Origin of the sequence: Clostridium sp. NSJ-49 (assembly GCF_014287725.1) — a bacterium.
In the GTDB taxonomy this organism is placed as follows: domain Bacteria; phylum Bacillota; class Clostridia; order Clostridiales; family Clostridiaceae; genus Clostridium; species Clostridium disporicum_B.
In genome coordinates this window covers 21,335-42,633 of sequence record NZ_JACOOP010000011.1, presented here as the reverse complement: position 1 = coordinate 42,633, position 21,299 = coordinate 21,335, and the positions used below count along the sequence as shown (strand labels likewise).

Genomic DNA, 21,299 nt, shown 5'->3' with positions numbered 1-21,299 from the left:
TTTATTCCTCCACTTCGTTAAAGTAAGCTTCTAAAATAAATTTTCCACTTAAAACTATAAAATCTCCATCTTCTATAACTACAGATTCATTAAAAGATAACACCTTAGGCTCATCTTCATCATATCTTTTAATATGAACTGAGCACTTTTTAGAAAGATTTCTTACATAATATTTATCGTCCTCTTTATATACAAGCAAATGCTTTCTACTAATTGCATTTTCATTATCTACTTCTTGTAAATCAATATCAGGTGTAAATTCAGAGCTATTTCTTCCGATTATTGTTTCATCATATTTTAATTCATAAACTTTAAAGATTTCATTATCTTTATAAAGAATAAGATTATTACCTTTTATATTTTCATAAGGGTTTACTTCTTCAGTATTTTCGAGTTCATCTTCTTCCTCTTCGTCTTCTTCATTAGCTTCAGTAATAACTATATCCTCTGCTTCATTCTCTTCAATATTTTCATCATCATTTTCATCTGAATCAACATCCTCTTCAGCAAGTATTACTTCGCTTTTAAGTTTATCATCAACAATGTCTATATCTATAAAACAATTTCTATCTTCAAAGGTTTCTTCAGTATCTTCTATATCATTATCGTCTACAATATCTTCTTCATAACTCATATCATCTTCACATATAACGTCCTCAGTTTCATAGTCAGTATTTTCTTCAAATTCATCGCTTTGTTCCTCTATGTCATAATCATCTACAAATACATCTTCTAAAGGAGCTCCACAAAGCTTACATACAGTAAGATCATCAAATCCTTCACCTTCTAAATATTCCTTTGCACATTGAGGCCTTGGACATACTTTCTTTCTCATATTACCCTCCTATCTATTTCTCCTACGTCTTAATGTTGCATTTGTAGGAAAATCTATTTTTATAGTAGTTGTCGCAGAGTTTACTGGTCTTGTACTAGTTTTCCCCGCATTATTTATAGCTTGAATAGATATTGTGCCATTCTCTCTGAATTCGTCTATTAAAGCTCTATACTGATTTACAGCTAATGCATTTCCTAGCTCTTCATATCTATTTATTATCCATTCATATCTTTTTATCGCTGTATTATAATCATTTCTTTCTCTTGCAATATTTGCTTCATCTTCTAGCTTTTTAATTTCAGCTTCATAATAGCCTCTTTCTACTTCACCATCTTTTTCTACTAAACTTGTATTATCTCCTACATCCACACTTACATTTCTCACTATAAAGAAATTTCTATTTCCATAAAGCTTAGGTATATAATATTCAAGCTTAGCACTCATTATTTCTAAAGATGAATCACCGCTACTTCTTCCTGGTATAGTCATTAAAAAATAGAATTTGTATTCTTGATTTCTTTCTATATTAACTAAATTTACAGTAGCTTTTCTTTCTTTATCAAGAATAACTTTTCCTAAATATGCCACCTCAGGAGTTCCCTTATAATGTTCTGTTACTCTAACATATTTAGGGAATGTTAATTCTAATTTAGCATTAGTAATTATAACCTCTGTAGAATTTTCAAATAGTTCTGTAAACATATCCCTAGCTTCTTCTGGTTCATTTATAAGTTCTGTTCTACCATTTGATGGCTTAGCTAGCTTTTCTAAAAATGCAAAGTTTACATCACTTCCTCCAAAACCTAAGCAATCTATTGATATACCAGTTTCAGCTATTAGTTTAGCTTGTCTTATACCAGCTTCTTCAGTATCTCCATAAGGTACACCATCAGTCATAAATATCATTTTTTTTATCTTTCCATTATTATTGTTATTTAATATAAGTCTACCTAACTTTAGAGCTTCAGATATATTTGTATTTCCACTATAATCTTTGCATTTTTCTAAAGCTTCAGTTATTCTTTCTTTATCAGACCCTGGTAAGTTTTGTACTATTATATGTGGAGTATCATCATACGCTATTACTGTAACATTATCTGTTGGTCTTAAAAGCTCAACAACCTTATTTACTGCTTCTAGTGCTATATCAAGCTTTGTAGTGCCTCCAGTAACTATATTATATTTAACTCCATCAATTATTTGCTTCTTTCCTGTAGGAGTAGTTTCACCTCCAACTATTTTAAACATTGATCCACTAACATCGATAAGAAGACATAGGTCAACACCATTATTAATTTGTTTTTCCCCTTCAAGCCTTTCTTTTACTTCGTCACTTGCATAAACTGATAAACAAGCCTTTACTACATGCTCTTTATCATCACAAAGTATATAAGGATCGCTTATCTTAGTTTCTAATACTAATTCTCCAGCCATTTTACTCCTCCTTCAATTAATTCATATTTACTTCTATCAATATACTTGTGATATTATCTCCACCACCATTATCATTTGCTGCTTGTGTTAAATTAGACGGAATATCTAATACACTTTCCATATTATCTTTAGCTACTATATGCTCCTTTATTTTTTTATCAATATTCCACAAATTACTACCATATCCTAATGGACTAATATAATCTGTAACACCATCAGAGCATATTAATACTATGTCTTTATCTTCTAATGTTATTTTCTTAATATTTAAGTCATCATCTTTAACTATTTTTGCTTCTATATTTATGTCATTGCCTCCAATACAATTAGTTAAAGCTTTAAATCCATCAACATTACTGCATTCTCCCCAGCTATAACCATTCTTTAAAAGCTCTGTTCCGTAATTTTCTTCATAGTTTAATAGGTTTAGCCCTTTGTTTTTGTTAAACAAATATATTTTACTGTCACCTAATGATGTAAAGTACATTATGTTTTCTATAATAATTACTCCTACAAAGGTAGCCCCCATAACTGTACCCCACAATTCCTTATCGCTATTCCTAACAATTGAATTGTTTATCTTAATATTACTATTATTTATAATTGAAAGAAAAAATGACTTTACATCACTTAAAGTTTGTAAATTCTCATATTTTTCTTTCCAAATTTCAATAGAAGTATCTTTTACTATGTTAGCCGCCTCATATCCTGATCCATAATTTGTTGTTGAAATTCCATCAGACACCATAGCAAATATTTTATGATTTTCAGCATCTTCTAAAACAACATAACTATCTTCATTAGCTCGTTCTTTTAAATTATCATCCTTATTTTCTACTTTAGACTTTTTATAATTCCCCATATCTGATGAATAAGAATATTTAAAACTTATATCTTCAAAATTCTGTTTTTTATTTTTACAAATTTCTTCAAAAATAATTAGTGCTTCTTCAACATTTTTATATCTATCTTCTGGAAATAATGTTGTAGTTTTATAAATCCATTCATGAAGCTCTACAGGTATTTCTTCATTAAAAGCAGTTATAAAATATGCTAAGTAGGTTTCATGTGACCTATTTTCAATCACTTTTCCTTTTAACGCCAAAACCAAAAGAAGTCTTCCAATAATATATACATCTGAAGAGTAAGTAATATTTTTACTATTACCATATAAGACTTCTGTTGAAGAGATTCTTCCAGCTTTATATTTTGAATTATCTGCACCTTTGGTTATATACGGTCTTATTTGCTTTAAATGCAAAGTTTCTATATTCTCATCACTTATCCATAATTGATCTAAATCTATAGAGCCTAAAATCTTTTTCTTTCTATTTATTGATTTAATAATATCTCCTACTCTATTTATTACAAAGTCAATGATTTTAAAGTTTATATCTTTTTCTTTAATATATTCTAATAAAGTCATCTCTTTATTGTAATTAAAATATGCCTTACCAGAGTCAATATATAAAGGACTTTCAATATATTTGTTGTCGCAATTAATAATATCGTCTTGTTTCAATGTAGTATCTATTAATAATTTATTATCTATACTTATCTTCCATTTACCTATGTCTCTTTTTATTTTCTTTCCACATTTACTACAAAACTCATTATCAATGCTAAACTCATTACAGTAGGTACATAAAACAGACATACTATCCTCCTTTCAAAATATTTAACTCTATGGTTAAAAATTTATATTTAATTATACGTAAACTTAACTTTTATATTACTAATTCACAAATAATTTAAGGAAATTTCAGGTATCCTTCTGAATAATAGTAAAAAAAGAATGAAACTATTAATTAAAATAGCTTCATTCTTTTTCATTTGAACTTACTTCTGAAAACTTCTGTGATTTGTGAGTTAGCCTTTCAACTATCTCATAAGGTATTTTTAAATATTTTTCTAAATTTTCTTCACTTATTTTTTTAACAATAATATTTATTAACTCAACTATTAACATTGAAGCAACAGCATCTAGTACGAAATGCTGCTTAATAAAAATAGTTGATAATATTATCAAAATCCCTACAGTTTGAGTATAGTAATACACATATTGACTATTTTCTTTTTTTGTGTATCTCATAATAAAGTAAGTTCCTAACACATGTAACGATGGAAAGCAATTAAAAGGTCTATCAAGTGAATATATAATCTTAACTATACTACTTAAGATACCATTACCTGTTACTGTTGGCCTTACTATCTCAGTTGGAAAGATTAAATAAATAGTGTAACTAAAGAACATTCCTAAATATAAACCTAATATACATCTCATGTATTTTTTTCTATCATTTAAAGATAAAATAAGAAATCCTATTATCATATATAAGTACCAATAAACATATGGAATAATGAAGATAGGTACAAATGGTATCATTCTATCTAAAGCTATAGTTAAATCAAATCCTTCTTTATGAATATGATTAGTTATAAAATAGATAACATTAAACATAGGAAACAAAATTAACCATAATAAATCGAGTTTATACTCATATTTTTTTACTTCGTTTATTACTCTTTTTAGCATCTTCCTACTCCCCCTAAAATACGCTCGTTTTATTATATAAAGCTATTATATTCTCAATTTCATAAATCTTTCACAAGAATATATTTATTTAATCTCTCTATGTTCTGTTGATTTATATATCTTATAATTTAAATAAAATAGATGGATATAAAAATAATTATTTTTATATCCATCTATTTAATCTTTATATTATTCTATTATATAATCTTCTAATATTTCTCTTGGTAAACTAGTGAATTTTTCACTTGCTTCACCATTGCCTGTAATGGCTTTTTCTATTCCACTAATACCTATAACATGAATATGAGTTTTGTTTTCTAACTCTTCTAAACATAACGTTAAAGTTAGTCTATTACTCGCTCTAAAATATTTTTTTTCATAAACCATAACAACTGCTTTATTTTTACCTTGTGAGTTAATTTCATGAAAATCAATCTTTTCTGTAATTGTTCCTGATATTATACCTGCATCTAACCTCTTAATGGTTTCATCTAAAGTTAATTTCACATCGAAACTGTATATTCCCATAATTTTCTCCCCCTTTTATTCCCTATACCTTATATAATGTCTTAACATTATATCACATTTTTATATGGATATATATATTAAATTATGTTTTTATTGTAATTTTTTTAATTATATTCTTTCAAAAATATAGTTTAATTAAAGTTTAGCTAATTATTTTCATCATTTAATAAAACATTATTAGCATTTATAAAACTCTACATAAGTATTTGCCAAAGCTAGATTAATAAAATCATTGGTTACATAGGCATTATCACTAAATAATAATCCGTAATCCCCATAAAACCTACTTAACATTAATATAATATAAAAATTTATAGGACTTATATCTATAACACCTGTAAATACAGGGATTACAGCACTTGCATTAGAAATTAAGTAAGTTAAGGATGGTACAAATTCTGTAGTAATATTATATTCATTATCTAAAACATTTTTAATAAATTTATCTGCATTATCATCTTCATGTATTGATATATTTTCATAATCTTTAATATTCCCTTTTTGAACTTCATTAATAAATAAGCCAATTATAAAAAAATATAATTCAATTTGTAAATTTCCAACTCCAGTTGAACTGTAGGTACTTGGATCCATAGGATTATACGTCTTACCTGCATTTGATTTTGTATTAAAACTTAAGAATAAATACAATCTATTATTATTTCTATATATTATCTTACCATCTTTAACAAAAGGGTTATTACTGCCTAAAAACTTAGCACAAGGAGGTAGTTTGAAGCTATCAAAATCCTCACAAAATGATTTTTTTCTTTTTTTTCTTTTTGTCATAGGTTTCCTCTATAGAATTACTATATACTATATTATGAATTTCTTGGTTCTACTAGCACAGGAATATTTTCACTATCTAGATTACAATAACCTATATCATACTCCTTAAGATTATAACTTCTATTTTCTATAGCATATCCAAAGCTAAGATGAACCTCTACCCCATTAACTATATAGATATTCTCTCCTCTTTTCTCTCCAATTACATTAAAAATATTACATGCTGCATTCATATGTTCTTTAGAAACGACTATACAAATACTTTCAGGACAGATGCACTCCTCTCTACATTTTATATAATCATTCATAATAGCCCAACGTATACAATTTCTATCTAATATGTTTTTTATTAAAACTAGTACTTCAAAAGTTCTATCTCTTCTTTTTGCAAAAACATACTCTCTCATTGCTGGTTCAATTCCAACAGTATAACTAGTTACTAAATCATCTACTCTTTTACAAAAATCTGAAAAATATCTTTTTTTAAACTCAATAAATACACACTTAGTTAAATATTCTTCATTTTTATTCTTATTACAATCTAGTAGCTTTCTATAAACCCTCTTTTCTGCGCTTTCGTATTTCTTTTTAATTTTAGATATTCTCTTTCTGCATATTAACCCCTTTAACTCTTTTAAATCTGATGACACATTAATGCCTCCTAAAATTTAAATGCTAATATAATAATACAAAAATTTTCTTTAGAATGTTCTTAAATAAATAAGCTATAAAATATTAAATAAAAAAAGAGATGAAATTCACCTCTTTTAATTAGTTTATTTATGATATACTCTTCTGTTTTTAATACCCTAATAAATCTTCATATTCTCTAATTTTATCGTCTTTATTATCTTCTTTAACATCAACTTTTTCTACTTCTATTATTTCATCCATTTGAATTACGTTTTTTGATTCCTCTTTACACATATCAAATCCTCCTTGAATAATAATTGAATACGTTTACTTAAAGTGTAATAAAATACTTTGATATAAGTATAACATACAGTTATATCGTTTACCATATATTTCAAATTATAATTGTAATTAAATTTAAATTATAATTTGAAGAAGCTTTTAATTCATATCTTATATAAATTATATATAATCATAGCTTACTTCATTTATAAATAGCTTTAAAGTTAAGAGTTAATATAAAAACTACTATACTGTCTTTATTTCTAAACTCTTAACTCTACTAACTATTTTTATATACTATCTTCAACTTATAATTATGGTTACACTTTTGAATATAGCTCTAATGGTAACTTATCTGGATCCTCAAAGAAAGTAAACTTTCTACCTGTACATTCATCTACTCTTATAGGTTCAGTTTTAATCCCTTTTTGCTTTAGCTCCTCAACTGCTTTTTCTATATCATCAACTTCAAAAGCTAGATGTCTTAAGCCTTGAGCTTCAGGATAGCTTGGTCTTTTTGGTGCATTAGGAAAAGAAAATAATTCAATCTGGCTATCTCCTATTTCTAAATCTAACTTGTATGAATCTCTCTCTTCTCTATATACCTCTCTAATAATTCTAAGACCTAGCTTTTCTACATAAAACTCTTTAGATATTTTATAGTCTGAGCATATTATTGCTATATGATGTATCTTTTTAAACTGCATAAATCCCCCTAAACCCGTATTATAATAAGTATTTTTTCTTATGCTTAAATAGCAAATATATAAATTTTACTTATCTGTTTTTGATAATTCTTGTTCTTTAATAAGAACTCTCTCTTCGTAACCATCAATTTTTTTATCAAGCCTATCTAAAGTCTCTTGCATTTCTTTAATTTTATCTGCTAAATGATTACGTTGTTCTATTAAAAGCTCTTTTCTAGCTTTTATTGTAGAATTACCCTCTTGGAACATTTTAACATACTCTATTAAAACTTCAATGGAAAGGCCTGCACCTCTCATACATTTTATAAACTGTACCCAATTGCAATCTTCTTCAGTGAAATCTCTTACTCCACTATTATTTCTGTTTACGGGAGGAATTAATCCAATTCTTTCATAATATCTCAATGTATCTGCTGTTAAATTATATTTTCTACTTACTTCTGTAATAGTCATATACTTATCTCCCTTTTATCTTTAAGCTATATTTATTTATTTTCAAAAGTCATAGCAACATTCTTTAGGTATTCTGTTATATTTAAATGCTGTGGACAACTCTTTTCACACTTTTTGCAATTAATACATTCTGAAGCTTTTCCATATGTTTTAGTTAAATTTGCATAATATACACCTTGAGTAGAAAAACCTTTGCTTTCTGATTGCTTTTCTGCATTATATAAAGCAAAATACTTTGGTATATCAATTTTTTTAGGACATCCATCTACACAATATTGACATGCAGTACAAGGTATTTCTATAGAATCATTTATTATATCTACTACCTTATTTATAATATCATATTCCTCTTCATTAAATGGTTTAAAATTTTCCATATATCCTGTATTATCTAATAGTTGCTCCATTGTAGACATTCCACTTAAGACCATCATAACATTTTTATGACTTGCTGCAAATCTAATTGCCCAAGATGGAACTGACATATCATTGTGATATTCTTTGAATAATTGCTCTGCTTTAGGTGGAACGTTAGCTAATGTTCCTCCTTTAATTGGCTCCATAACTATTACAGGTTTATTATGCTTTGTAGCTACTTCATAACATTTTCTTGATTGAATACTTTCATTATCCCAGTCAATATAGTTAAGTTGAAGCTGAACAAAATCAACCTCTGGATGCTCTGTTAGAATTGTATCTAATAGGTCTGCAGTATCATGAAATGAAAATCCTATTTTTTTAATTTTACCTTCTTCTTTCTTGCTTTTAATAAATTTAAAAGCATCAAATTTCTTTGCTATCTCATAATTACTCACTCCAAGGTTATGAAGTAAATAATAATCAAAATACTCTACTCCAACTTTATCTAACTGTTCATTAAAGATTCTCTCTAAATCTTCTTCCTTTTTCAAAAACATAGTAGGCATTTTTGTTGCAATTGTAAAAGCATTTCTTGGATAACGTTTTACAACAGCTTCTTTTATTACTGATTCACTTATAAAATTATGATACATATATGCTGTATCAAAATAAGTAAATCCTCTTTCCATAAATACATCTACCATATCATTCACTTGTTTATAATCGATACTAGATTGGTCTTCTTTATTTGTAATTGGTAGTCTCATAAATCCAAACCCTAATTTCTTTTGCTCCATAGTTTTATCCTCCATTTATTCTCTCTTATTAATTCAATTAAATAAATACTCTTTTTATATAAATTTTACCTAATCCCACTATACTCCTTAGAGTTAACTCCAAGTCAATATTTTTTATATTAAAATAAAAAATAAAAAGATAGCAGTAACATATTTACTAGTCACTACTACCAAAATCGAACTTTTAGCTTAGTCCATATTTTATATCTTCAACTCATCTTTTATAAATTAAAAACTTCTAATAAACTAAAACTAAATCCATTAACATATTTGTATAATAAGTAAAGTTTTTAAAATCTAAAGGCTCCATAGCTGATAATATTCCTTCAATGTATGCAATCATATCTTCTATATATTTAAGCAAGTACTTTTTACTATTTGTATACCCTTGAATATAGCTATCATCCTTTAGTTTATCTGTCATAGGTTTTACAATATCATATATAGCTTTAAGTCGTCTTCTATTTCTTACTTTAAACTCATCCTCGATAGGTAAATTTAATATAATTATATTTCTTAATTCATCACATACATCTCTTAAGTTATAAACTGAATCATCTAAATCTACTGCATCTTTTTTGCCCATAATCTTTGTAATCAACAATTTATCCAAAATCAATCCCTCCCATCCTAGCTACCGCTATCTTAATTATATTTTGAATAAATTATATCATCTAATCTTAAAATAACAAACTTTCTTTTAAATACTCTACACCTTAACTTTAACCTACTCATTAACCATTATAACTCTCTTAGCAATGCTTGCAGCATGGTCTGAAATTCTTTCAATATTTGTTAATAAATCTAAATATATTATACCTGAATCTACACTGCAAATATTTTTGTTTAATCTTCTCATATGTTCATTTCTATAATCTTTATCTAATTCATCTACAGTTTCTTCTAGTATAATAACACGCTTAGAAATATTTACGTCATTTCCTTTCATAGCATCTAAAGCTAAACTATACGCCTCTAAAGTTTTATTAAATATATTTTTTATTTCGGCTATAGCTTCTTCTGAAAAGTTAACATTATTATTAATAGACTCTTGTGCTAATTCTGCAATATTTTCTGATAAGTCTCCAACTCTTTCAATATCGTTTATTGTATGGAATAATAAATCTAGAGATAACCTCATCTTTTCATCTAATGCCTTATTTGAAAGCTTTATTAAATAATTTATAATTTCTTTTTGCTGAGCATTTACAAGCTTTTCTTTTTCTAAGCTTTCATTTACACCTTTTTGAGACTTATCAATCAAAGCATTTGTAGCACTACTAAAACAATATTTAGCTTTTCCACCCATTCTAAGAGATTCTCTAATTATATTACCATAAGCTATTGCAGGTGTTTCTAACATTCTTGTGTCTAAGTATTTTGTAATAGCATTGTCAACTTCTTCTTCACCAGCTTTATCAGGTATAATTAACATAGCTAATTTAACTATAAACTTAGAGAATGGTAGTAACAATATCACATTTACTATATTAAATAAAGTATGTGAATTTGCTATTTGCCTTGCAGGATCAGTTGGATTTAAGTATTGAACCACCATAGTTATAGGTTTGTTTAATACAAGCATAAATAAAATAGTTCCAATTACATTAAAACACAAGTGCATAGTAGCAGCTCTTTTAGCATTCTTATTTGCACCTACGCTTGAAATAAGAGATGTTGTACAACTACCTATGTTATCACCATATAATATAGGTAATGCTGCTTGTAGTGGCATTAATCCTTGTGAAGACAATGCTATTAATATTCCCATAGATGCACTAGAGCTTTGTAATATTGTTGTCATTAAAAATCCCGCAATTAAAGCTAGAATTGGTTGATGTGCAAGCTCTGCTAATACTTTTCTCACAGCTGGATATTCTGATAGCGGAGCTACTGCATCCTTCATAAACCTCATACCTATAAATAATATTGCAAATCCAATTAGTATTTCAGATATATTTTTAAGCATAGGCTTAGATTTTGAGCCAATCATATGTAAAACTATCCCTATTCCAAGAGCTATGGATGATAATATACTAACATCAAAAGATACAAGCTGAGCTGTAACTGTTGTTCCTATATTAGCACCCATTATTACTCCTATTGCTTGATAAAGGCTCATTATCCCTGCATTAACGAATCCAACAACCATAACAGTTGTCGCCCCACTACTTTGAATTATCCCTGTAACTACAGTTCCTACTAGTACACCCATAACTATATTGCTAGTTAAAAGACCAATAGCTTTTTCTAATTTAGGACCAGTTGATTTTTGAAGACCTTCACCCATAACACTTATTCCATAAAGAAATAAACCAAGGCCTCCTATAAGACTAATTAATATATACAAATTATATTCCCTCCTAAAAATGTAACTCTTATTATTTTCTTTTTTATGAGGTCAGTCTATACATATATTTTTAAACTTTCCTATTTATTTTTTAGCTTTGCTTCTCTATATCAATAATTAAATACTCTGACTTAGAACCAGTCCTTATTGGATAATTCCATCCTGATATTCCTGACGAAACTATTATTTCATAATCTCCTATCTTTTTATATCCATATTCTAGTTCATTAAAGTTAAACAATTCACTTATTAAACCTGCTGGCCAAATCTGACCTTTATGAGTATGACCTGATAATTGCAAATCATATCCTAATGAGCTATTTAGATTAAGTTCTGATGGCTGATGGTCTAAAAGTAATATAAACTTACTCTTATCTATATTAGCAATTAAATCCTCACTACTTTTCCTTCCTTCTTCTTTTGAAAACCCTTCGTCATCTCTACCAACAATAACAAGATCATCATTAATTTCATAGCTTTCATCTACCAATACATAGATATTATTTGATAATAACTCATTCTTTAGCTCATCTTTAGTATAACTAGGAATAGATGAATATCTAGCATCATCATGATTACCATATATATAAAATACACCATATTTACTTTTAATATCTCCAAGAATTTCAGTAGCTTCTTTCATCTGCTCAATTGTTGTTTTTTCATCGACAATATCCCCACAAAGCACTACAATATCAGGTTCTGCTTCTTCAATATCATTACAAACTGCTTGTAGCTTCTCTCTATTCATAACAGTTCCATAGTGAAGGTCAGAAATCATTGCTACTCTATAGCCTTCTTCTCTTATATTCTTATTTGTATATATCTTATAATCCTTCTCTACTATGTCATTCATATTCCAATACCCATAAGCTAATATAATTGCTGTTAATATAATTGGAACAATTCCACTTTCATATACTGTTCTCCATTTATTAAAAGTTATAGTATTTCTTTTACTTAGAATCTTAAATATATAATTTAAAAGATCCATAACAAGTGCTAAAACCACGATATGAAGCAGTACAACAATACCTATACCTAAATCTCTGAGAGAAAAATACATAATAATAAGTACTAAGGCAATAATTATTAATTTTACTCGGTTCTTTTTAACATCTACTTTTACTCTTCGTAAAGCTCTTGCAATGTAATAATATAAATAGATGCTAAGCAATATCATAAGTAATGCTGGAATAATAAAGTATAATATATTCATATAATCTCCCTCCCCTTTTATTCTTTATAATCTACTTCCTATATAAATAAACCATACTCCTTAAAGTTAACTTTAAGTCAATACTTTTACATTAGAATAAAATAAGGCAGCAACAACGGTTATACGTTATTACTGCTTATTCATTAATTATCTTCACATCATTTTTATAAACTGCTGCGTAACTTCTTTTATCCTTAAAACATTTTCTACATTCTTCTTTATTAAGCTTTACAAATATTTTGTTTTTACTTAATCCTGTTGGTTCTATCTTTTCAACTTCAAATATTTCTCCAATAAAGCTTTTATACCAACACTTATTTACACCTTCACATTTCTCTATCTTAACTTGCATAAATTCCCCTTCTATAATAATTAATTTTATACACTTAATTATTGTCAAATTTATACTTTTTAAACACTAAAGGGAATTTTTTTATTAAATAGAGCCATTATTATATATAGTAACTTTATATATCTTTATTATATTAATTTTAACGAATGGAATTCTAAACTCTTTGTAATAATACATTTAACCAGGTAAGATTATCTCTTCCCCCTAAGGAGTCTCCTGTTATATAGATATTTTTAATATCATATTCTTTAATTTTATTTATCATCTCAATAAAGCTTTCTTCTCTATAGCAATTAAAATATCTGCCTCTTTCATCAACATATTCATTATCACCACATTTAAAAGATAAATAAAATACTGCTCCTTCTTTTAAGTTATTAGAAAGCTTTCTTAGTACTTCTTCAATATTTTCTCTTTTAACATGAAGTAATGATGCACAAGCCCATATTCCATCGAACTTTTGATTTAATTCTAAATCCTCAAATTTACTGACTATTACATCTTGATTTATCAACTTTTCTGCTTCCTTGGCTAGTTTTACTGAACCATCCACTGCAGTTACATCATAGCCAGCATTTTTAAAATATAAACTATCTCTTCCTGAACCACATCCAAGGTCAAGTATCTTACCACCTGACTTAACACTATTTAAAAAAGCCGTATATATATCACTTGTTTTTAGCATCTTTGTAATTTCAAAGTATTCTTTTGCATTTTCATTATAATAGTTTAACGTTTCATTTTTCATATTATCACCTTATTCTTTAATAAACTATTTAAAGTTAGTTATTTTATATTTAAATGCGAAATCTTAAGTTATATCTAACTTTAAAATTCCTAATAAAAAAAGTAGTAATAACATATGTTAAATACTACTTTAAATCAAATCTTATAATAGAAATATTGATAAAAAACCTATTCCATTTAATATTAAAGAAGTCTTTCTATCTCCTTTTTTATGTGCGTAAATTGATAATGCTAAAACTGATATCAAATATAAGTCTACCATTAAGTTATAATCTATTCCTAAAATTATATTTTCTATACTCATAAAATTCCTGTCATTCACTTTCTTTTAATTTCTATTCCACATAAGTATATACTATTTTTAAGTTTTAATAAACATATTATTATAATAACTAATAATATTGAAATATTAACCCATTTATAATTTCTACATAAATTATATTATAAACACAAACTAAAGATTTATGGAGGAACAAGTATGTATAGATTTAAAAAATTAAATCCTACTGATGGATTTGACTTTAATAATTTAGATAATGCTAGACAAAATAACTATGCTTGGGCAATTGCAGAGCTAGGTGACTATATTTATGTTGGTACAGGCCGTAACGTTCCTTTAACAATTCTTCAATCAATTGCACCAGATATAAATATTCCTGCTATTTTAAAAGCTACTAATCAGGATAACCTTGCAGAAATATGGAGATATAAAAAGAATGGAGAACTTCCTTGGGAAATAGTATATAAAGCAAAGCCTGGTTCAGGTATTACAGGCTTCAGATTTATGATAAATGCTAAACCAGCAGGCTCAGCACAATGTTTATATGCATCAACTTATGGAAATCAAGTTAAAGTAATAAAATCCTATAACGGAATAAATTGGTTTTTTTATGCCTTATGACACACTAATTGGTAATTCATCTAGGTATATGGTTACCATAAAAGATAAACTCTATCTTGCAGTGGTAGATGAAATTAATTCTAGTGAAACTCCATTCCTTTATAGAAGTAAAGACCCTGAATTCTACCCATGGGAAAACGTAACAGATACAACTAATCCTGATTTTGACCCTAATAAAAACCCTCAAGGTTCAATAGCAAACATGGCTATTTTTAACAATAAGCTTTACGTATCAACTAGCAAATCATCTGGAGTTCAAGTATGGAGAAGCAATAAAGAAGTCCCTGAAATGAATGATTGGACACTTATTGTAGATAACGGTTTTGGAGATTCTGAAAATCAACTCTCACTTAGCATAGGAGTATTTAATGATTATATTTATGTAAGTGGAATTAAAGCTCCCCCTCTTTCATGGGCAATTCCTGTAGGATTTGATATGATTAGAATAGATAAAGCTGACAACTGGCAACTTGTTGTTGGTGGACGTCCTTTAACTCCTGCTAAACCAAGTAAAGGAATCAGGAATAAGAGCTTAAGTGGATATACTTCTGGATTTAATAATCCTTTTAATGTTTATGCTTGGCAAATTCAAGAATATAACAACTCTCTTTTAGTATCAACTTTTGATGATTCAAGTAATATGGAAGTAATTCTTGATACCTTACTTGCTAATAAAGAATATTTAATTAACGAAATAGGTGAATCTGACACTGAAACTCTTATTAAGATATACCAAAAAATCGTAAAATTATTAGCAGAAACTAAATATCCAATAGGATTCGATTTGTATAGGTCAATTAATGGTAGATACTTCACTCCATTATTGAAAAATGGCATAAACAATATGAATAACTATGGAGGACGTATATTATATGTAGGTAAAGATAATAAACTAATAATTGGTACTTCAAATCCTTTTGATGGCTGTCAAATATGGAGGTGCACTGAAGATTGTAACTGTAGAGATAATTATAAACAACACTCTACTGATATAGACAATAATTCAAATCTAAACGAAATCGAAAAAACTATATATGAAAACTTTAACTTTTTAAAATCTACTCTTACTAGAATAGCTAATCTATTATCAAGATAAACTTATCATAATTTCATTCAAAAATTTGATATGCTTTCATTATAATAAATTAGTATTCACATTAAATTAAGATATAATAATTAGGAGTTAGTGGTACATGATATACTACTAACTCCTTTATTTTAATTATATAGCTATTAAATTTTCAATTATTTCAGATTTTTTAGAATTTAAATAGTTATTAAACGCATCATGAAACTTATTAGAAATCCCCATTATTTTTCTTGTAGTTTCAGTATATGTTGCATAAACTCCTTGCTTAATATCATTAGCTACGTACATGTTTATTGCAGCGACACCTCTTGATATCTGCGTACTGATTGCCTTCATTAAAACATTTCTATTATGGTCTTCAGGCATATTTTTAAGCATTTTATTTGTATAATCCATTGTGAATATATATATAGCAAAAGCTGCTATATCTTCAAAATAGTTATTATCTTTATCTGTAATTTTCTTAGCTAGAAGCTTGTAGTTGTTTTGTCCCTTATAATTTCTATCTAAAGAACCAGCAATAACATTAGCTATAACTTTAGCTCCATCTTCTTTACCTTCTACTCTTTCACGCATAAAAACAGAGATATTACCTTCAATTCCATTCTTCATATTTGTTTCTTTTATTAATTTGTCATAAGCCATATTTATTCCCCTCCCATAATCCGTCTATACATAAATATTATAACTTTTAGAAGTTTTTGTAAACATTTGCCTGGATTTTTTTGCTTGTTGTATCCAAGTAACATCATATTAAATACATATTTCTAGACTTGAAAGCTTTAAAATCTATCTTCCAAAAATAGGTTGATTTTCATTTCTATTATATATTTTTATAAATGCTATTAAAACTGTTATATTTGCAATTACTCCAATTATATTAGCAATTACAAGAATTTGTTGTGCTGGTAGTAATAATTCTTTTTCTAACTCCGTTCCATTATTTATTAGTGTTACTAATGCAATACAACCAATATCATACAGTACTCCTCTTTGTAGAACATAAAATTCTGCTGCAATTACTGCATCAATATCAGGATTATATATTTTTTTAATACTCTTATCATACTTACTTCTTATTAAATCAATACTCTTTAAAGTAGATCTTAAAAGAAAATAATCTCCATAAAATCTCATTAAAAAACAAACAGCCTGTAAAAATAGTAGGTTTATACTATTTTTATCACATTTAAAAATATTAATTACCAAACTAGCTTCATATTGCTTAGAAACTGCAATTACATTTAAACTGTAAAGAATTATACTTAATATTGATGCTTGCTTTACTAAGAACTCTGGCTCTAAAGATATCTCTTCTTCATTGTATCTTTCACTTAACTGACTATATCTAGTAGAAGTTATATAATTATTTATAATATTAGCTATTAAGGCTAAAATTTGCCCTTGTTCTAACAATAATATTGGATTATTATCTTCTTTTTTACCATAGCATATATTTATACTTTCAATTGTACCAATAAAAAGAAATACATCCGACATCATATATATATAAATAAAAATTAATTGTAGATGTAATAGTTCTAGCGCATTCTTATCATTATTCGATATATGTTTAAACTTTTCTTTATCACTCCTATTCTTTGAATATTTACACTTCATAAGTACTTCTCCTATATATACTTTCTCTGACCGAATTAATATAAAAATTTCTCTACTTCAAGATACTATTTATTTTAAATAAATGTTCTTTTTAATTCACTTTAACTTATATTAATCATCTAATACTATTTTAAAAACATATCTTGTCAAATTTATTGTTTTTGTAGTGATAAAGCTAATTAAATAATTGTTCTTATAAATTTCAATTATTTAACAATTATATTCTCCTTATTTATACAAAACAAAGGTTAAATTATAGGGCATACTATATGAAGAAAATATACTACTTAAAAATAACAAGGGATGAATTGAATGAAAAATGATAATAAAAGAAAAGAAATAATTCCACCTTTTAAAAGACCAATTTTTCTTATGATAATAACCTTTGTAGGTGGCTATATGAATGGATATACATATATTACAAGAAATGAAATACTTGCTAATATGCACACTGCTAATATGTCAAAACTAGGAATAAATATTGCCTTAGGAAACTACATAGAAGCACTGCACTACTTTATTCCCATTATTGCCTGTATATTAGGTGCTGCATTTAGTGAATTAGTAAAAACTATTATTATAAAGACAAAATTTAAAGGCGAATGGAGAATATTAGCTCTTCTTTTAGAAGCTACTGTCTTATTTTTTATAGGATTAATTCCTAGTAGTTTTCCAGATATAATTGTAACTAATCTAGTTTCATTTTTAATGGGATATCAATTATGTCTATTTAGGGATTGCCTTGGAATTCCATTTAACACAACTATATGTACTGGAAATATTAGAAACGTTGGGCAATTATTATTCCAAGCATTAGATGAAAAAAGCATAAAAACACTAGAAAAGTTGATTTACTTTACAGCTCTTACTTTTTCATTTGCTATCGGAGCTATTCCAGGTACGCTAATATCACTAGTTTTAAATACAAAAGCTGTATGGATTTGTAGTGGTATTTTATTTATTCAAGCTATTTGGATAAATAATAGCAAATATAATAAGGTACAATGAAAAATAATCATTGTACCTTATTTTAAACTATTTAAGTATCTCTTCATTTATCTCTTTTACAGATTCATAAACATAATCAGCTTTTATATTTGAATTATAATATTCTTCTAAATTCGTTTCACCTGATAAAACTAATACTGAAGAAACAGATGCATTTTTCCCTGTCTGTATATCTGTATATAATCTATCTCCAACCATAGCAATACTTTCTTTGCTAACATCATACTTCATACATATTAAATCAATTATTTCTGGATTTGGCTTTCCTATTACATATGGTCTTTTACCTGTAGAAGCATAGATTAACTCTATTATTGATCCAGTATCAGGCATAAATTTCCCACCCTCTAAAGGACAATTTTTATCAGGATGAGTAGCGATATATGTAACACCATCTCTAATAAGGTCACAAGCTATCCATAATTTATTATATGTTAGAGTTGTATCAAATCCTAAAACTACAAAATCTATATCATCTTCATACTTATCTGTAATATTAAATCCTGCATTTATGAATTCTTCTTCTAGATAATTTGTACCTAATAAAAAAATCTTACTATTTGGCTTTAAAGAGTTTAAATATATAGTTGTTGCTTCTCCTGATGTAAATATTTTTTCTTCTTCTACATCCACCCCTAATCCATTTAATTTCTCTTTATAAACTTGCCTATTTTTAGAAGAGTTATTAGTTAAGAAAATATACTCTCTTCCTGTTGATTTAATTGTATTTATAAATTCTATAGCACCATCTATTATTTCATTACCTAAATATATTGTCCCATCCATATCTAAAACAAAACATTGTATATCAGTAATCGCTCTCATAAAGCCCCTCATTTCTCATTTATACATGCTTAACTATATATAATTAAACTGTTGATTAATAATATTTAAAAATGTATCATTAACCAACAGTCTAAATAACTATTACAAACTAAGCTTGATTTATTTTTATTCAGTTACTCCAACTTCGCTTGTAATTTTTACGTTCATTTTAGCTAACTTTTCAGCTTTATCATGTCTATTTTGTAATACTACACCACAAATAGTACTTACAACAGCTACAAATGCCACAAATATACCTATAAATATTACATTTCCATTTCCTACTTTTAATAAGTATGTGCAAATAGTAGGAACTATTCCTGCAACTAAGAAACTAGGTGCATGATATACAAATGAAATACCAGAATATCTAACTTCTGTTTCAAAAAGTTGTGCCCATAAAGAACCAAGAACACCCCAGATTCCTAAATAGAAGATACTCCAGCCTAATATTATTACAGCAGTGATAATAAATAGATTTCCACCACTATTTTCTATTATTTTCATACCTGGAATAGCTATAAGCCCACAAGCAATACTTGACATACAGAATAATTTACCTTTTCCTAACTTATCAGCAAGTTTACCTGCCCAAAGTATAAAAGGCATAGCAGCAACTGCAAATATTATATTAACTATATACATTGAACTTTGAGCTACTCCTAAATTTTGAGTTGCATAAGAAAGTGTAAATACAGCAAATACATTATAGAACACACCATCAATCCATCTTGTACCACAACCAAGTAAAATTGTCTTCCAATAATTTTCCAAGTTGCCTGGCGTTTCTGTTCCAACTGCTTCTATGATAATTACAAAAAAAACGGAGTTACATTTTCTCCTGAAACAATAGAAAAAGTTATGGATGCTGTTAATAAATTAAATTACATAAGTAAAACTGATAAATCACAAAATATTATTAAAGCAACTAATCAAGTAATTGCAGTAATTTGTCCTAATATTACAAACCCATATTACTCAACTATAGTTCAAGCTGTAGAACAGATTGCTAAGCAAAATGGTATAGATGTTATTATCTTTAATACTTATAGAGACCCTAAAATTGAAAAAAGAATTATTGAAACTTTTTATAATTTAAACCTTGCAGGAATTATATTTGCAATGATGCCAAGTAACCCTTAATTTGCTGAACAATTAAGTTCTAAATTACCGATTGTTGTAATCGGAGACAGTGATTGTTCCGTACACATTGATACTGTTGAAGTGAGTAATTATAATGCTGGTGTTTTAATAGGAAACCATCTTATAGAATTAGGTCATAAACATATAGCGTTTCTATCTCCAACTTTAGACCATATAAACACTTCAAGATTGAATAGATTAGAAGGACTTAAGGCCACTTACAAAAAGCATGGTAATGATTATTCAATTACGGTTAAATCACAAAATATTACTCCAGACATAGAAAGAGATAACATATCTATCGAGCATGCTATTGGATATAATTTGTGTAAAGAAGTTTTAAAAGATAAAAAAGTTACTGCCTTTGTTGGCCTTAATGATATGGTTGCATACGGGATAGCAGATGCTATTATTGATTCAGGTTATAAAATTCCTAATGATTATAGTATTTGTGGGTTTGATAATATATTCCCATCTCATTTTGCTCCAGTATCTCTAACCTCTATTGAGCATTGTATAGAAGATATTGGCCATAATGCTTTTAAAATCTTGCTAAATAAGATTAATGAATATACAAAACCACAATTTAAAAATAGCTCAATTATTAGAGTGGAATATGAACAAAGATTAGTACAACGTAATTCTACTGGTCCTGCTCGTTATTAAATTACTTTTAGCCTTTTTAATGTG

24 protein-coding genes and 1 pseudogene are annotated in these 21,299 nt (G+C 27.3%); 4 read left to right on the top strand and 21 right to left on the bottom strand.

The window, feature by feature from the left end; translation table 11 throughout:
• Position 1 precedes the first annotated feature (1 nt).
• From H8S10_RS05755 to H8S10_RS05680, 17 genes are all read right to left on the bottom strand, one after another.
• The gene (locus H8S10_RS05755; protein ID WP_186838216.1) at positions 2 to 835 is read right to left on the bottom strand and encodes an FHA domain-containing protein; all 834 of its coding nucleotides are present in this window, start codon (positions 833 to 835) and stop codon (positions 2 to 4) included.
• A 9-nt stretch (positions 836 to 844) separates the two neighbouring features.
• Entirely contained in the window at positions 845 to 2,269 is a 1,425-nt protein-coding gene (locus H8S10_RS05750; protein ID WP_186838215.1) for a VWA domain-containing protein, read from the bottom strand.
• 16 nt (positions 2,270 to 2,285) lie between these two features.
• Positions 2,286 to 3,926, bottom strand: a complete 1,641-nt coding sequence (locus H8S10_RS05745; protein ID WP_186838214.1) for a hypothetical protein — start codon at positions 3,924 to 3,926, stop codon at positions 2,286 to 2,288.
• Between the two features lie 162 nt (positions 3,927 to 4,088).
• Entirely contained in the window at positions 4,089 to 4,805 is a 717-nt protein-coding gene (locus H8S10_RS05740; RefSeq protein ID WP_055262857.1) for a phosphatase PAP2 family protein, read from the bottom strand.
• A gap of 189 nt (positions 4,806 to 4,994) precedes the next feature.
• Positions 4,995 to 5,333 (bottom strand): DUF6054 family protein, encoded by a 339-nt coding sequence (locus H8S10_RS05735; protein WP_055262855.1) that lies wholly within the window; start codon positions 5,331 to 5,333, stop codon positions 4,995 to 4,997.
• 177 nt (positions 5,334 to 5,510) lie between these two features.
• The gene (locus tag H8S10_RS05730; protein ID WP_186838213.1) at positions 5,511 to 6,122 is read right to left on the bottom strand and encodes a hypothetical protein; all 612 of its coding nucleotides are present in this window, start codon (positions 6,120 to 6,122) and stop codon (positions 5,511 to 5,513) included.
• 32 nt (positions 6,123 to 6,154) lie between these two features.
• Positions 6,155 to 6,772 (bottom strand): hypothetical protein, encoded by a 618-nt coding sequence (locus H8S10_RS05725; RefSeq protein WP_055262851.1) that lies wholly within the window; start codon positions 6,770 to 6,772, stop codon positions 6,155 to 6,157.
• A 151-nt stretch (positions 6,773 to 6,923) separates the two neighbouring features.
• Positions 6,924 to 7,049, bottom strand: coding sequence for a hypothetical protein (locus H8S10_RS18250; RefSeq protein ID WP_278336503.1), 126 nt, complete (start codon positions 7,047 to 7,049; stop codon positions 6,924 to 6,926).
• 308 nt (positions 7,050 to 7,357) lie between these two features.
• Entirely contained in the window at positions 7,358 to 7,744 is a 387-nt protein-coding gene (locus H8S10_RS05720; protein WP_186838212.1) for a VOC family protein, read from the bottom strand.
• A 66-nt stretch (positions 7,745 to 7,810) separates the two neighbouring features.
• On the bottom strand, positions 7,811 to 8,197 hold the full coding sequence (locus H8S10_RS05715; RefSeq protein WP_055262847.1) for a MerR family transcriptional regulator: 387 nt from the start codon (positions 8,195 to 8,197) through the stop codon (positions 7,811 to 7,813).
• 32 nt (positions 8,198 to 8,229) lie between these two features.
• Positions 8,230 to 9,354, bottom strand: coding sequence for an aldo/keto reductase (locus H8S10_RS05710; protein ID WP_186838211.1), 1,125 nt, complete (start codon positions 9,352 to 9,354; stop codon positions 8,230 to 8,232).
• A gap of 238 nt (positions 9,355 to 9,592) precedes the next feature.
• Complete coding sequence (locus H8S10_RS05705) at positions 9,593 to 9,967, bottom strand: hypothetical protein (protein ID WP_186838210.1); 375 nt, start codon at positions 9,965 to 9,967, stop codon at positions 9,593 to 9,595.
• A 114-nt stretch (positions 9,968 to 10,081) separates the two neighbouring features.
• Complete coding sequence (locus H8S10_RS05700; RefSeq protein WP_186838209.1) at positions 10,082 to 11,704, bottom strand: Na/Pi cotransporter family protein; 1,623 nt, start codon at positions 11,702 to 11,704, stop codon at positions 10,082 to 10,084.
• A 91-nt stretch (positions 11,705 to 11,795) separates the two neighbouring features.
• Positions 11,796 to 12,923 (bottom strand): metallophosphoesterase, encoded by a 1,128-nt coding sequence (locus H8S10_RS05695; RefSeq protein ID WP_186838208.1) that lies wholly within the window; start codon positions 12,921 to 12,923, stop codon positions 11,796 to 11,798.
• A gap of 136 nt (positions 12,924 to 13,059) precedes the next feature.
• Positions 13,060 to 13,275: a hypothetical protein gene (locus H8S10_RS05690; RefSeq protein ID WP_055262837.1), complete on the bottom strand. Its 216-nt coding sequence runs from the start codon at positions 13,273 to 13,275 to the stop codon at positions 13,060 to 13,062.
• 154 nt (positions 13,276 to 13,429) lie between these two features.
• On the bottom strand, positions 13,430 to 14,023 hold the full coding sequence (locus H8S10_RS05685; protein ID WP_186838207.1) for a class I SAM-dependent methyltransferase: 594 nt from the start codon (positions 14,021 to 14,023) through the stop codon (positions 13,430 to 13,432).
• A 141-nt stretch (positions 14,024 to 14,164) separates the two neighbouring features.
• The gene (locus tag H8S10_RS05680; protein WP_186838206.1) at positions 14,165 to 14,326 is read right to left on the bottom strand and encodes a hypothetical protein; all 162 of its coding nucleotides are present in this window, start codon (positions 14,324 to 14,326) and stop codon (positions 14,165 to 14,167) included.
• Between the two features lie 174 nt (positions 14,327 to 14,500).
• Here H8S10_RS05680 and H8S10_RS05675 point away from each other — a divergent pair, with 174 nt between their 5' ends.
• Positions 14,501 to 14,923, top strand: a complete 423-nt coding sequence (locus H8S10_RS05675; RefSeq protein WP_186838205.1) for a hypothetical protein — start codon at positions 14,501 to 14,503, stop codon at positions 14,921 to 14,923.
• Positions 14,913 to 16,019 (top strand): hypothetical protein, encoded by a 1,107-nt coding sequence (locus H8S10_RS05670; RefSeq protein WP_186838204.1) that lies wholly within the window; start codon positions 14,913 to 14,915, stop codon positions 16,017 to 16,019. Before H8S10_RS05675 ends, H8S10_RS05670 begins: the two co-directional genes overlap by 11 nt.
• 126 nt (positions 16,020 to 16,145) lie before the next feature.
• Here the strand turns inward: H8S10_RS05670 and H8S10_RS05665 are convergent, their stop codons facing one another.
• Both H8S10_RS05665 and H8S10_RS05660 read right to left on the bottom strand, forming a co-directional pair.
• The gene (locus H8S10_RS05665) at positions 16,146 to 16,658 is read right to left on the bottom strand and encodes a hypothetical protein (RefSeq protein WP_186838203.1); all 513 of its coding nucleotides are present in this window, start codon (positions 16,656 to 16,658) and stop codon (positions 16,146 to 16,148) included.
• 144 nt (positions 16,659 to 16,802) lie between these two features.
• Entirely contained in the window at positions 16,803 to 17,633 is an 831-nt protein-coding gene (locus tag H8S10_RS05660; protein WP_186838202.1) for a hypothetical protein, read from the bottom strand.
• Positions 17,634 to 17,945: 312 nt separating this feature from the next.
• Between H8S10_RS05660 and H8S10_RS05655 the strand changes: the two genes are divergently transcribed.
• Positions 17,946 to 18,641 (top strand): YoaK family protein, encoded by a 696-nt coding sequence (locus H8S10_RS05655; RefSeq protein ID WP_186838201.1) that lies wholly within the window; start codon positions 17,946 to 17,948, stop codon positions 18,639 to 18,641.
• A gap of 27 nt (positions 18,642 to 18,668) precedes the next feature.
• Here the strand turns inward: H8S10_RS05655 and H8S10_RS05650 are convergent, their stop codons facing one another.
• On the bottom strand, positions 18,669 to 19,466 hold the full coding sequence (locus H8S10_RS05650) for an HAD-IIA family hydrolase (protein WP_186838200.1): 798 nt from the start codon (positions 19,464 to 19,466) through the stop codon (positions 18,669 to 18,671).
• Between the two features lie 126 nt (positions 19,467 to 19,592).
• The gene (locus tag H8S10_RS05645; protein WP_186838199.1) at positions 19,593 to 20,240 is read right to left on the bottom strand and encodes an MFS transporter; all 648 of its coding nucleotides are present in this window, start codon (positions 20,238 to 20,240) and stop codon (positions 19,593 to 19,595) included.
• A gap of 87 nt (positions 20,241 to 20,327) precedes the next feature.
• Between H8S10_RS05645 and H8S10_RS05635 the strand changes: the two are divergent.
• Positions 20,328 to 21,275: pseudogene (locus tag H8S10_RS05635) on the top strand (substrate-binding domain-containing protein).
• The last annotated feature ends 24 nt before the right edge of the window (positions 21,276 to 21,299 follow it).